The 12,711-nt window shown below is 42.3% G+C and carries 13 protein-coding genes; 10 read left to right on the top strand and 3 right to left on the bottom strand.

From position 1 onward, the window contains the following. The first annotated feature begins 41 nt into the window (after window positions 1-41). From QE417_RS01440 to QE417_RS01410, 7 genes are all read left to right on the top strand, one after another. Window positions 42-413: a LytR/AlgR family response regulator transcription factor gene (locus tag QE417_RS01440; protein WP_311947085.1), complete on the top strand. Its 372-nt coding sequence runs from the start codon at window positions 42-44 to the stop codon at window positions 411-413. A 253-nt stretch (window positions 414-666) separates the two neighbouring features. Next, entirely contained in the window at window positions 667-1,368 is a 702-nt protein-coding gene (locus QE417_RS01435; RefSeq protein ID WP_311947084.1) for a hypothetical protein, read from the top strand. After that, complete coding sequence (locus QE417_RS01430; RefSeq protein ID WP_311947083.1) at window positions 1,361-2,260, top strand: hypothetical protein; 900 nt, start codon at window positions 1,361-1,363, stop codon at window positions 2,258-2,260. Before QE417_RS01435 ends, QE417_RS01430 begins: the two co-directional genes overlap by 8 nt. 1 nt (window position 2,261) lies before the next feature. Continuing rightward, window positions 2,262-3,332, top strand: coding sequence for a hypothetical protein (locus tag QE417_RS01425; RefSeq protein ID WP_311947082.1), 1,071 nt, complete (start codon window positions 2,262-2,264; stop codon window positions 3,330-3,332). A gap of 1,053 nt (window positions 3,333-4,385) precedes the next feature. Beyond that, window positions 4,386-6,809 carry a hypothetical protein gene (locus QE417_RS01420; protein ID WP_311947081.1) on the top strand — a complete coding sequence of 808 codons (2,424 nt, stop codon included), beginning with the start codon at window positions 4,386-4,388 and terminating at the stop codon, window positions 6,807-6,809. A 20-nt stretch (window positions 6,810-6,829) separates the two neighbouring features. Further along, complete coding sequence (locus QE417_RS01415) at window positions 6,830-8,005, top strand: ATP-binding protein (protein ID WP_311947080.1); 1,176 nt, start codon at window positions 6,830-6,832, stop codon at window positions 8,003-8,005. Window positions 8,006-8,008: 3 nt separating this feature from the next. Then, the gene (locus QE417_RS01410; RefSeq protein WP_311947079.1) at window positions 8,009-8,617 is read left to right on the top strand and encodes a hypothetical protein; all 609 of its coding nucleotides are present in this window, start codon (window positions 8,009-8,011) and stop codon (window positions 8,615-8,617) included. A 63-nt stretch (window positions 8,618-8,680) separates the two neighbouring features. Here QE417_RS01410 and QE417_RS01405 read toward each other — a convergent pair whose 3' ends face one another. From QE417_RS01405 to QE417_RS01395, 3 genes are all read right to left on the bottom strand, one after another. Continuing rightward, window positions 8,681-9,778 (bottom strand): DUF5700 domain-containing putative Zn-dependent protease, encoded by a 1,098-nt coding sequence (locus QE417_RS01405; protein ID WP_311947078.1) that lies wholly within the window; start codon window positions 9,776-9,778, stop codon window positions 8,681-8,683. A 61-nt stretch (window positions 9,779-9,839) separates the two neighbouring features. Next, window positions 9,840-10,034: a hypothetical protein gene (locus QE417_RS01400; RefSeq protein ID WP_311947077.1), complete on the bottom strand. Its 195-nt coding sequence runs from the start codon at window positions 10,032-10,034 to the stop codon at window positions 9,840-9,842. A gap of 16 nt (window positions 10,035-10,050) precedes the next feature. Further along, on the bottom strand, window positions 10,051-10,269 hold the full coding sequence (locus QE417_RS01395) for a hypothetical protein (protein ID WP_311947076.1): 219 nt from the start codon (window positions 10,267-10,269) through the stop codon (window positions 10,051-10,053). Between the two features lie 260 nt (window positions 10,270-10,529). Between QE417_RS01395 and QE417_RS01390 the strand changes: the two genes are divergently transcribed. From QE417_RS01390 to QE417_RS01380, 3 genes are all read left to right on the top strand, one after another. After that, the gene (locus QE417_RS01390) at window positions 10,530-10,829 is read left to right on the top strand and encodes a CHC2 zinc finger domain-containing protein (RefSeq protein ID WP_311947075.1); all 300 of its coding nucleotides are present in this window, start codon (window positions 10,530-10,532) and stop codon (window positions 10,827-10,829) included. A gap of 92 nt (window positions 10,830-10,921) precedes the next feature. Next, the gene (locus QE417_RS01385) at window positions 10,922-11,461 is read left to right on the top strand and encodes a GNAT family N-acetyltransferase (RefSeq protein ID WP_311947074.1); all 540 of its coding nucleotides are present in this window, start codon (window positions 10,922-10,924) and stop codon (window positions 11,459-11,461) included. A 485-nt stretch (window positions 11,462-11,946) separates the two neighbouring features. Further along, complete coding sequence (locus QE417_RS01380) at window positions 11,947-12,171, top strand: helix-turn-helix domain-containing protein (RefSeq protein ID WP_311947073.1); 225 nt, start codon at window positions 11,947-11,949, stop codon at window positions 12,169-12,171. Window positions 12,172-12,711: the final 540 nt, after the last annotated feature.

The following is a 12,711-nucleotide window of genomic DNA, read 5'->3' as shown; positions in this document are numbered from 1 at the left end:
GATATTCTGCTTATTTTGCAGAAACACGAAACCAGGGAGAAATGGCAGCTATTTTCAGAGGCGAACTGACCTGTTATATATTGGATAGTGAAAACTATGTGATCGGACAGATAGCGGAAATGGTCGATGACACGGAAGGATTACGTTTGGTAGGATCATCAACAACTCCGCTCGAGGCGCTTCCCCTGTTCCAGGGAGCGGGGGCACCAGACCTTGTGTTCGTGGGCATGTATATGAACGGCATGCATGGACTGGACTTTGCACAAGCGGTGAAAACCCTCACCCGGATTGTTTTTACGACCGCGCTGCCATGGAAGGTTAAAGAGACCTTCCAAGACGATCCTTTTGAATACCTGCCCAAACCGTTCGGCGATGTAGCCTTCCTCAAGTGCATCCAACGCGTTAGTTCATGAAGGCTACCTCCTCCTCACTTCACAACCGATATGGCGTAAGATTACCCGCCCTTAATAAAGCTACTTATTGATCAATGGATTTATCGAGGTGAACGGATTTGGCAATTGAATACCGTGTTGGCGTTTCCATAGGTTCCTAATAAAGCAGGCATTAGCTTTAAGAAAAAAAGTTTCAATATTTATCAAATATTAAATTGATATTTAATATAATTGCGATACCGAAATATTCCTGAACTGTAACATACACAATTATATGAAAAGGGTCAAAAGTTTGGTTTTCCATTCTATTAGCTTTCCTGCACCGGACTCTTTTAAAAACCATTTTATTGATATTATTTCCGATTTTGGCTTTAATGAACAAATAGGTTACGGACTTTCTTTTATAGAAACATCGACTGATGCATTAACGGTTAAAGCGATCAAGAGAACAGCATCATTCATCAACGACTTTGACATTAATCAGAATCAATTTTCGAGAAGACAAATCAATGTTTACAGTGACTTTATATTTTCAATTGACTTTGAGCTTGGAATCTTATGCGTGTTAGGTGGAATTACTCAATTAAATTATGTCAAATATTTGTTCCGCACAATTATTTCCGAAGATTACGAGTTAGCGCCAGTGGATCTCAGCATATCAGCTTTTTATAAAATCTTGGCTCAAAAGCAGATCAACGCCAAAATTGACCATATTACCATAAATCATTTTAATTATAAAAATGAGCTTGTGGGTAGATTTGCAGGAACGGTATTGAATTATTCCATTGCTTCAGAACTGATAGAATCATACAAATCAGATATAGTCAAACTATCTTTCTTAATTAAAATCAACGAAAGGGAGAGCTTTACTCTTCAAATCTTTCCGAACGGGGTGCTGAAGTTCCTCTCTGAGGAGGAGAACTACGACTTAATCCTGGATTTTATAAAACAAATAATTTTTACAAAAAATGGCTGAAGATCAAGGTGTCAATGGTGATTACTGGAATGACCAGGCAACGGCATTGTTGACGCAATTTAACTGGCAAAAATTGGGCGATTCCAATATAGATTTGCCGAATGAAGAGAAGGGAAAAAGTGGTGTAGATAGTTTATTCACCTATGTTGACTCCCTCAGAAAACCTTTTACGGAAGCTGTTATTGTCGAAGCAAAGCGATACAAAACCGACAGCTTTACATCATCATCATTACAAACCTGGATCACGATCCTGGATAGGAAGCTGACGAACCTTAAAAATTCTGAAGAGCTACAGGAAAAATTTCCGGTATTGAAAGACATACCATTACGGACTGGTTTAATTGTGATATGGTTTCATAATTTCAAGGAATACCACAACTTCAGGTCAACTTTTGAAACTTACCTGGCAGGAGTCAAAGTCAGCCGGAAAAACCAAAGTTCCAACAAAATTTATGTATTGGAAAACGATGCAATTTTAAGACTGGCATCATTACATATGAGCATCAAGGAACTGGATACAGAATCAGGAGGCAAATTTCAATTCTATTATCCTTCGGTAGATCTGCATCCTGCGAAAAGGTCGAGGACCTTAAATTTGAATTATATGCTCTCCAAATTTATACTCGGGGATTTTGCCGATAAAAATGGTACGGAAAACAAGGTAGTTTTTTATTTCGGCAGCCTGAATATTGAGAGCTTTCAGCGCCTGAAGCATGCGTTGGTGACATTCAGTTACTTAGACGATGACAAACCACTCATTATTTACACTTATCTGCGAGATGATGAGGAGTTTAGAAAAGTAAGACCAGACGTCATCAAGTTATTTAAAGATCATTTGGAATTAAGGGAAATGGAAATACTAGGCGATTTACCAAAATTCATGCGTTCGTAACATGGCAAAAATTAATATTTATCCGACAAAGTATGAACTGGTTGAAGTGCTGACTTCCATCACTAACCGGGGGTTTTTAAATGTCTTTGCTCAAAATAAAGGAATATTTATCACTCATGTGGACACCGCAACGCTGGCTAAAGAAATATCCAATTTATTTCTTGATAATGACGACCTAGAGTCGATAAGAAAAGAAGCCTATAATAACAACTCAAGTCATGCTCTATCAGGTTTTGTATTGAAATCCAAAAACAAAGATTTCAACTTAAAAAATGATTACCAATCCTTGTTTGACGATGGCAAACAGAAAATGGGGCAAGTATTGAATCAATTAGTCAGGATTAAAGGCACAAATATTTATAAGGGTTCCATAGAATACAATAAAAAAAGGGCCGGAAGAATTGAATTTCTTCAGGATGAAGTAACGCATTTTGACTTTTACATTGAAGAGAAATCGCCAGGAACCTGGCAGGTTGAGGTAGATGGGAACCGGTCGACAGATTCTAAGGAATTAAAAGACCTGCTCAACGGGGTTCTTGATACCAATACGGTCATTCAGGATATTGAACAAGCACTATTAAATACAGAAGCATCCATTCTTTACTTTGACAAATTAGCCACTTCCGGAATGTCTGCGGAATGGAATTTTAAAACAGTAAGACATCTAACCCTGAAAGAAGGTTCTTCGGCATCGGGAACATTGGAAAACCCTGAGGAAACTGAACAAGTTGCAAACGCTGAGGATCTCGTTGGAATTACCCAAGCTATATTACAGGGACAAAACTTACGGGAGAACCCGTTTGTAAAACAGTCAGTTAAGAGTGGATATCGCTTCAACGCGATGACCTATGAATATGAGCATGCGACAGAACCCTTTTTTATACAGGTAAAAGCCGAGTTCAAGGGAAGACCAAAGGTTTTTGAGGTTACCATAGTTGATTATGAGGAAGTCCGCGGCGAAACACCGACGCGGCAAAGAGTGAACATAGGTGATAGTTACAGTAAGGAACTACGGTCACTTTTCTGGAACAACAGTAAGATAATCTTTAATGAGATCGTGAAAAGAGGTTAATGTGATTTTGTAATCATGTACAGCCATTGTTTCTACAGGATTACGCATGAACTGGCGTGCTTTGCAATTAAATATTTGGCAAAATCAATAACGCTAAATCGGCTTAGTCCGGCAACAAAAAGCACTGATAATGAATATTTGATCATATTCCATTATAATGCTCCCGTTCCATCCGATAAGTACGAAAACGAAATGGCTTCATTTCGCCGAACCTTTACCACCTGCGATAGGCCCCTTCACGCCCGACCAGAGATTGTGTAAGGAGAAGGTTTAATACCATTATTAATAAGATACTATTGTTTATGGCGAATGTAGAAAGTTCTGTGATACTGTTAAGACATCCGGTTTACCGGGCTAAGGCAGTTTGCCGGGAAGTAGAACGGCTTTTGGTGTTAGCATATTTAGTTTGACGGCTGCCGCGTCGCTATTTTTTAAAGGCGACAGGGTTGCTCCTCTCCCATCTGGCGGCAGTATCGTTATCACCATGCAACCAATCATAATAGCAGGGAAGTATAGTTGACGACAAACTGTCCGGCTCAGCATCAAACCGGTTGTATTTTTGAGGCGTCCGGTCCAAGAAATATTTTTATAACCGGAAGCCTCTCCACCGTCTGAAATATTAGGTATTCAGGTTCCCACACGATGATAGAATCGAATCATTTCCTCCCGAATCTTCAAAGCCAGTATATTTTTCTTATCGGATTCACTCAGAATTTCATCATTTACAGACATTTAAAGGATGAGCCAATACGCCATACTTGCCGAAACTTGTATCTAGGTGACAGTTGCTAATCCAACGCCCACCCCGGAACCACCGAAAAAATCTACACATCGTGCTGTATTATGTCCTTCCCGCATGACACCATAACTTCCAATCAGTATGTTTCCCATAGCTTGTATAATCTATTTTAAATTGATTTTGAGAACGAGATTTGCATGAAAAACGATCATTTCTCGAGTTTGTAACTGGAATTAGTTCGTGTTGAAGAAAATAATGTTAAAGTTGATACAAACCCTTTTGTTAACTACATTTAGGGAACCAATCCTTACACAATGAAAAAGCTTCTTACACTGCTACTAGGCCCTGTTGTCGAATCCCTCGGCGAGATTAAAAAGGAGAAAAAGGGTATCGGCGACGAATTTATTTTTAGAGATGTTGTCGCTGACTTTCTCCGGGTAACCAGGAATGCAGGCTTTGTTCTGATCCCGGCTATTCTTAGCGGGTTCATTTTTTTGGCGCTCCCCCAAGGCCGTGATACGATATTGCTGGTAGTTGAAAAGATGGACAGTGGCGACTACTGGCAGTTGTTGTTCTTCATAATCGCGATGACGATTTGGAGTATGTCGGCAGAGTTCAGTGTTCGTTATGCGACATCTATTGCTGACAACTCCGGTAAAAGTCTTCGCGATTCCAGGGTTTATTCCCGAAAGCTTGCTCAACGCTTCTTGGCAGCATTCTGCCTGTTTGCTCCAGGACTATTCATACTAATTTCGTTAATATCTATTTTCAACAATGCTGACTATATGAGCAAGGGCACTAAGATCCTGAATTTTTTAACCTTTGGCCTTTTCGTTCTGTCCGTCCTGCGCCTATTGAGCGAATTATATTTCCGTCGTTTCAAACGTACCGGCAATGCACCTGCAGCGACCATTTTAGGAGCCCGCTCACTTCCTGTTCAAGAGTATCAATGGATAAACCGCCTGTATGGTATATACAATGAATATGTATTCGACTTCCCAAAACCTACCAATTTTAAGGGTATCTACAAAAGAGCATTGGCAACGTTTACCAGGTATATCACCTCGGCAGATTTAGATAATCAGAACAAATTTCCAAAAAACCCTGATGTAATGTCAAGCCTAAGGATCGTTGATGAGAATTTTGAGCTCATCAACAGCGGAAATATCTATACAAGGCGTGGCGACCGTTTTAAATGGCGTTATAAAATCCCTAACCGCTTCTTTAAAAAGCTTCATTTTCAATTACGGATAACTGTTTTCACCGCACTGACCATTTTACTGTTCTTTTCTCTCGTACCCGCAAGCAGTAACATATTCAGTGTAATCGGCGCCCCTGCGTTGCTGGCCTTTGCCTTTGCAAGTTATTCAGGAATATACTCAGGTCTGCTGTACCTGGATTATGGCTGGAAATCAAATAGGATAGTATCTATCAGGTTTGCCTTGGTAATACTGCTTGCGGCCTGTTCATATTATAACCAGGACCACCCAGTCAAGATGGCCGATATGCCGAATCCCTTAAGGCCAACCGCTGTATCCCAATTCAACACCTGGTTTCGTCAGTACAAATCGGAAATGGATAAGGCACACCATGGCATTGAAAAGTACCCCGTAGTATTTATCTGTGCCGAAGGCGGCGCATTCCGTACGGGAGCCTTCACCAGTCTATACCTTACCCGTTTGCAAAAAGAAATGCAACAAAAGGGTTATAATTTTAAGCGGTCAATTTTTTCGTTGTCTGGTGTCTCGGGCGGGGCATTGGGACTATCCTACTACAATGCAAAGGCTTTCGGTGCCGGGATTAAAGATCCATCAGCCGGATCAGATATGATTAAAGCTATCAGTTTTTATAAATATGATTCGCTTTCACCGATTATAGGTAAGATGTTGTTCGGCGAATTTTTAAATCTCTTCTTCCCTGTTCACATCCCGTTATTCGACCGGGCGGCCGCCCTCGAAGACAGCTGGCAGCAGGCTTACGAGTGTGTGCGGGCAGAGGGTGAGGCCAATCGTTTCGCACAAGATTTCATCAGTACGAAAACCGAACTCGATCAACCTGTATTAATAATCAACACTGCGGAGGTCGAGTCAGGATACCAATGCTGGATCAGTAATGTTCAACCGGACAGTCTTGCGTATCGGAGCAAGCGCGACTTGTTGGCGGGTAAGGTCAGGAGAATCAGCTACAGTACCGGTGTGAACTTTAGTACCCGTTTCCCATTATTCTCTCCAGCTGCGAAAATTGATACGATCGCAAAGGATACTATTCGTGGCCGATTCCATTACATAGATGGAGGATATGTAGAAAATACCGGCGCGGGCTCCACAGCGGAACTGTTGGAACTGCTAAAGAAAAGATCACCATTCTTTAGGTCGGTGATCCCAGTGGTCATATATCTGCGTTTCAGCAATAATGACAATACCGGGGCCAAAAACATCAGATCAGCCAATGAATTGTTTGAAATAATTTGCGGTATTTATAATACCAGGATCGGGCGTAGCTTCACGTCAATGGCTCAAGTGAATCAATTTGTTAAAGAGCACAATGGCATTTTAATTGACCAGCCACTTGACGAAGAAGACAGGGACGTTCCGATGAACTGGATGTTATCTGACCAAAGCATCAAAAACCTCCTTCGAGACCTCGATAAAAAATTCTCACCCGACTCTCCTAAAACGGTTAAAAAGCGATTGTTTGAACGGGATGCAAAGTATTTACCGATTAATAGCCAAAACTGACAGAAAATTAAATTAAAACAATGTCATACAGCAATCTTTTAAATATCCCTAACGAAATCCTGCAATCGCCAACCTCGGAAGACGACATCAACATCCTTATCGGCGAAAACGGCAGCGGTAAGAGTACCATGTTAAATGATATAGCCGACATCTCACGCATCCGGGGAAATACCGTTATTGCGATAGCCAATACAATCCATGATAAATTTAAAGTCCGCGGACCGAACTATCATTCACTGAAAGCATCGTCCGGTAGGCAAATGGTTAAGAAAACACTTAAGTCCGCATTGCTGATGCTTTCCGCTGATGATAATCGCCGTTATAATGTCATCTCGGAAACTTTACGTTATGTCAACTTCGATGATACCATCGGTTTGCGACTTGAACTTCAGACTAACAACTGGAAGGAGCTTATCCATAAGTCGTCGCTTATCGCTCCGCCGCTTAAAGAGGAAATGACTTACATTCTGGATCGTTTCGAAAGGGACCGAAGAATCCTTATTGACCGCGGAAACAGCGATAACATCATACCCGTCAGCCTTTCTAAAAGTAATTTCTATGATCTGCGGGAAAATGCCCTACTTGGCGTCCTTCGATTTGAAAAGGAATTAAGGAATCTTAAGGTGATCAAAGAAGTGGAGATATTCCTTCGGAGACTCGGCAGGTATATTCCTGTTAACAGCGGTAGCTCCGGCGAGCTGACGTTAATCACATCCATGGTTTATCTAATGACAGTAATGAAATCCGGCGCTGTCCTGCTTGTAGACGAACCGGAAAACAGCCTGCATCCTAAGTGGCAGGCGGAATATGTTAAGATGATCACTAATCTTATTTATCTGTACCGTCCCAAAATTGTGATTGCCACCCATTCTCCTTTATTAATTTCAAGTGCGGAAATTGCCACAAGCAATATTAAAATATTCAAGGGAACGCAGGGCAGTTTTACGCGCATGGACAATACTGTTTTCAATATGGAGAAGGCATATATCGATTACTTTGATGTAACTACGCCGGAGAACCGATATTTGTCTGAGGACATCGCAAAAAAAATGAACCAATTGGCCGAAGGTGAGATCGATTTTTCAGAATTCCAGCATATCATTGGCGATCTATCATCCAACTCGATTGATGATAACCAAAAAGTGGTTTTAAATAATGTTATTGAACTGGGGAGAAAAATCGCTGACAACCGTTAATCTATGCTATTTAACAATCAAGACCTTGCATTAATTCAAGAGGTCATCGCGGAAGGCGGTAAAGTGTGGGAAAACGAAAAGCTGGCCCCAATTAAAAGAAAGATAAAAGAGCATTACCGTACTGAAGGAAATGAACAATGTTGCTATTGCAGAAGGGACATGACGGATGAATTCAACATGGTCATCGATATTGAGCATATACTCCCGAAGATCCACTTTGATGAGTTAATGTTTGAGCTTTTCAACCTCAATATTTCCTGCAAACGATGTAATATGCGAATCAAAAAAGACAGGATAGATTTTTTAGTTGATCATACCACTATTCGTAATAATTTGCGACAAGCAGATCAATACAAGTTTATCCATCCGAATATCGATCTCTATTTCGATAATATCGATTACCTGATGATCGTCAATAATAGTAAAAAGATGATTAAATACCTGAGTAAAACCGATAAGGGAAAGTATACATACGATTATTTTGAGCTAGAAAAAATAGAAGTAAATTCACTGAACATAGCCCAGGGTATCAACACGGATGGCGTAGAACTGTCAAAATCACTTCCGATCGAACTTATAGAGGAAGCAAATAACTTGTTGAATAAATTGTAAAGAATTCAACAATTGTGATGGACAATTCAATTCCGCCCATCCACTTGAAAGCCAATCAAAAGGTTAGACTTTATCCCGCCACACCACTAATTGCTGATCAATGTTCTCGGTGGCAATATCAAATCGTATAAACGTTTTGTCTTCCGGGTGGTTTTTGTATAATTTAATGTAGGTTTCAGCAAAAGCCAAGAGGTCCTGCGTCAGCCCGTCTGCGATGGCTTGCTTACTTAAGTACTGCGTTATCTTTTTGCTCATTTCATATCCCACATAATAGGAGGTTTCGTCAAACGCGGTGCTGAAACCGATATTGTAGAACGAGCCGTAGGACCGGGAGGCACTATCCGTAAAGCATTTATAAACCAAGGCTTCAAACAGCGCAAAATTTTCCCGCTTGCGGACCGCGTTCTTCTCATACTCATCCAGCTGGCTTTTTGAAAACGCGGCCGGGAATCTCATGCCTGAAAAATCACCGACCAAACTGGCGGTACCTTCGGACCATAGACTATAGAGCAAAGCATAAGTGGCTTTCACATGGTACGGGATGGCTGTTTTGCGGATATTTCGGCTGGCCTGCCCGGCTACCTGTATGCTGTGATATAATTCGTGTGCCACCAACAATTTCAACCCTTCCACGTCATCCCCTATTTTCTGTAAAGCGACGTTAAAGGTCATACCGTCACCCTGGGTGAAGCCCAGCGACCCGCCACCAATGATAAAGCAAGCTTTAATGTCCGCATTGATTATATCCGAAGTATAGTCGGTGATCTTCAGCTTAATATCGTTGATGAAGGCGTCGGGCGAAACCGATAATTTATGAAGCAGTTGGTTAATGGCCTTGAGGTTGGCTTTTACTTCCTTCCAGTTATACGGGTCGCTACCTCTTAAAGTACCGGTTTCAATGATCTCACGCAGGGTAGATTTAAAAACGTTCACATCTGCCCCGCTGTAGCCTTTTACTTTTTCTATAAGTTGCCTGCTTCCAAAAGCATTCACTACTTTTTCAAGTTCAGCATCTGTGACCTTGTTTTTAGCCATCAATGCCGAAATTAAACGGGCACTTTCAAAATCTATGGAAATGTTAAGCTTGCCGGGAGCTGCCACGGCAAACAGGTTGAAACAGCAAAACAGTGAGCCAACAAATAACAGAAGTTTAGCGGTCATGGATGACGATTAATGGTAAGTCCCTATCCCCAAAAATCAGAAAAAAACTGCAGAGGCAAAATTAATTCGCTTTCGATAAAAGGCGCGGTAAGTCACGCTGCATGGTTTTCAAACCTTCAGCAGGCATACTTGCAGCGGAGCGAAAGTATGCCTGCTTTAATAAAAATACAAGCAGCCACCCTCCCCGGCCAATTACAAAATCATAAAGCCTGACGAACGGCGTGCTGCCCGGCGAACGGCGGGAGCGTGGCAGCATAAAGTGAAGGTTGGTTTTATGGTTTTGCGCACGTTCCGCGGCCGCTTTTGCAGCGCAGCAAAAGTGCGGAAGCGTAAATAAAAGCATCAGGGATAACCGTGGCATCCTTTTCGGAGAAAAGATAGAACAGATAGCCCGGCCCGAAGGGGATGCCATAGGGGCTAAAAACTGCAGACAAGTCAAAAATTCCATAAATTGAAACGAAATCCTCCCCGTGCCCCGACGAAACTTTCATTACCGGTAAACATAAATGCCGGTAACCAAAAGCACAGCAAACCCTTCCAAAACCGCACTTGCCCCGCTCTGACATCTCCCCCGATCACTGCCGTTCAACCCGTTCACTCATACTTCCCCTGCCCGGCTATCCTCAGCAACAGAATGAAAGAAACACGGCATAAGCCAACATCGGTTTCAAAAACCCGACCGACCGATTTTTCCACAATTCACTCCCCTCGCTTGGCTTAAAACGACTGGTTGTTTATATTTAGCCAGACTATGATTTCTCCTGAACAACAAGAACTGTACGACCTGGTGCAGCAACAAAGCAACATCGTCACCGTGATTTCGGCATACCTGCCGTTACAAACCAGCCGCCGCGGGATGAAGGGCAATTGCCCGTTCCACGCTGATCAATCGAATTCCCTGATGGTTAGCCCGGACAAGAACATTTACAAATGTTTCGGGTGCGGTGACGAGGGCGGGCCGGTTGAGTTCGTTTCCCGTACCAGCGGCGTGCCTTTAGAAACAGCACTGATCTTTCTTGCCCGTCAACTGGCGGAGCGGCAATCAGCCTAACACCGTCATAAAACCGATTTTTCCACAAGGCAAACATATACCCTGACATTACCGTTGCGGTATAAAAGATACCCGTTTTGCCGCTGACATCTATGAAACACATTTACATTGAACGCAGCGATCTGCTGATCTGTCCCGCGGATACGCCGGAGCAATTAACAAGGGTTGGCCTGGCGATGGACATATTCGAGCTGCTTTCAGAAAAAGAACTGCTCCGGTATTTACCCGAAAAACGGGTCAAATCGGTGCATGATGCTGAATCATGGCTTGGGTCTACCCTGCTTAACCTGCAATGCGGCAGAAACCAGACCCATCTGATCATTTCCAAAAAGAAGAACCAACTGATCGGAGTGATCGATATTATTCCACCTGCGGTTGCCAAGGAACATTACCAGCTGAACAACTACCCTTATTTTATAGAGTTTTACCTGCGGAAGTCCGTGACCGGCAAATCATTGATGTCGGGCCTGTTGCCGCAGGTGATCCGGTTGTTAAGATCCAGTGGCATACAAGATATTGCGGCAATAGTCAACCGAAATAATACTGCGGCCTTGAAAGTGCTCCAAAAGTCAGGCTTTGACAGATCCGCTATTTTTGACCTGGAGCAGGACCTTTATCAGCTTTCGGCTTAATACGATAACCGGCCTACACGCCCTAAATATTAAGTGCCAGCTCATAAAGATTCCTACCCGGATTTACAAAAAGATCGGTGACCTGCCTGCAAAGCAAGCTTCCAACTGTCTTCAGGTCATTCTTTTCAGCGAAAAGGCCAAAGGTAGTGCTTTGCGTATCATAAAACATTTGTACGATTCGTGCAGACTCAAATAGGGTTACGAATGCCAGAGGGAGTGTGCCGTTCATTTTCTGGTGAACATGTAAACTAGTAGCCATAGTACAAGCAAGCCTATACCGAATAAGAACTGTTCCCTGCGTTTACTATTGCTTCGGTCATTACCGGTCGGCTCACGTTTGAACTTGTCAAGCATAGGCATATAGGATAGTTAAGGCTTTCGTCAAGATCACGCTTCCAAAAACCCTTGATCAAATACACCAAGTGTGGGTTTAAAAACCAACACTTTTAAGGTGTCAAACTGCAATTTTCGCTACCGTAACCGGCATGTATAGCGAAGCGCAACAAGAAACACTGAACAGGTTCGGCAAGCACCTGGAGCTGCTGCGTAAGCGTCAGGGCTTGTCGTTCCGTAAACTTGCGCAGCGGTGCAACATAGATTACAGCAACCTGAAGAAGTACGAGAAGGGAGAGATCAACCCTTCCATGCTGAGCCTTGTGGACCTGGCCAGCGCACTGGACCTCCCTTTAAAGGAACTAATGGATTTTTAGTTTGAGCTTACGGGTTCTAAGGTCTTAATAGCTGATGACTGAGCTTTCTTCCATTTTAAGCCCCGAAAAGTGTATTTTTTTTGGTGAACGAAGTTAATTTAGCATAGTACCGAGTAAATTAAAGTTCAGTTTTCAGGGAGGTTGTGATCTGCTAATTTGGAACTTTCAACAACTTGCCTTTGCCGTGGAATACTATCAAAAATACAATGCGTATATTTTTACATCAATAGGCAAGGTATACCTGTTGATCCTGGCGCCTTGCTCATCAAGGTAAGCAATAAAAACAACCTACATTCCTAAGATGACACCCCGATATTTCCGGTATATCCAGCGGCATGCCCCTGAAAGGCTCCAATTTCATGCAGCGATCATTCATAAGAACCGCGTCTGCTCCAGGGTAAAGCATGCTAAATACATGGTGAATAGGTTCATCTAAAGAAAAAACAATCCTGTTATTACAACCATTTGTCACCGTCTCATTAGTCTGTTGCCGCCATTATTTTGAATACAATGTCTCAACACTTGACCAGCAACATTACG

Origin of the sequence: Mucilaginibacter terrae (genome assembly GCF_031951985.1) — a bacterium.
GTDB lineage: Bacteria > Bacteroidota > Bacteroidia > Sphingobacteriales > Sphingobacteriaceae > Mucilaginibacter > Mucilaginibacter terrae_A.
This window is presented reverse-complemented; position numbering and strand designations above follow the sequence as displayed.

Bases quoted from the DNA above. Each gene is read 5' to 3' on its own strand.
- QE417_RS01440 (WP_311947085.1), top strand. From the start codon at position 42: ATGGCAGCTATTTTCAGAGGCGAACTGACCTGTTATATATTGGATAGT.
- QE417_RS01435 (WP_311947084.1), top strand. From the start codon at position 667: ATGAAAAGGGTCAAAAGTTTGGTTTTCCATTCTATTAGCTTTCCTGCA.
- QE417_RS01430 (WP_311947083.1), top strand. From the start codon at position 1,361: ATGGCTGAAGATCAAGGTGTCAATGGTGATTACTGGAATGACCAGGCA.
- QE417_RS01425 (WP_311947082.1), top strand. From the start codon at position 2,262: ATGGCAAAAATTAATATTTATCCGACAAAGTATGAACTGGTTGAAGTG.
- QE417_RS01420 (WP_311947081.1), top strand. From the start codon at position 4,386: ATGAAAAAGCTTCTTACACTGCTACTAGGCCCTGTTGTCGAATCCCTC.
- QE417_RS01415 (WP_311947080.1), top strand. From the start codon at position 6,830: ATGTCATACAGCAATCTTTTAAATATCCCTAACGAAATCCTGCAATCG.
- QE417_RS01410 (WP_311947079.1), top strand. From the start codon at position 8,009: ATGCTATTTAACAATCAAGACCTTGCATTAATTCAAGAGGTCATCGCG.
- QE417_RS01405 (WP_311947078.1), bottom strand. From the start codon at position 9,778: ATGACCGCTAAACTTCTGTTATTTGTTGGCTCACTGTTTTGCTGTTTC.
- QE417_RS01400 (WP_311947077.1), bottom strand. From the start codon at position 10,034: ATGCTGCCACGCTCCCGCCGTTCGCCGGGCAGCACGCCGTTCGTCAGG.
- QE417_RS01395 (WP_311947076.1), bottom strand. From the start codon at position 10,269: ATGAAAGTTTCGTCGGGGCACGGGGAGGATTTCGTTTCAATTTATGGA.
- QE417_RS01390 (WP_311947075.1), top strand. From the start codon at position 10,530: ATGATTTCTCCTGAACAACAAGAACTGTACGACCTGGTGCAGCAACAA.
- QE417_RS01385 (WP_311947074.1), top strand. From the start codon at position 10,922: ATGAAACACATTTACATTGAACGCAGCGATCTGCTGATCTGTCCCGCG.
- QE417_RS01380 (WP_311947073.1), top strand. From the start codon at position 11,947: ATGTATAGCGAAGCGCAACAAGAAACACTGAACAGGTTCGGCAAGCAC.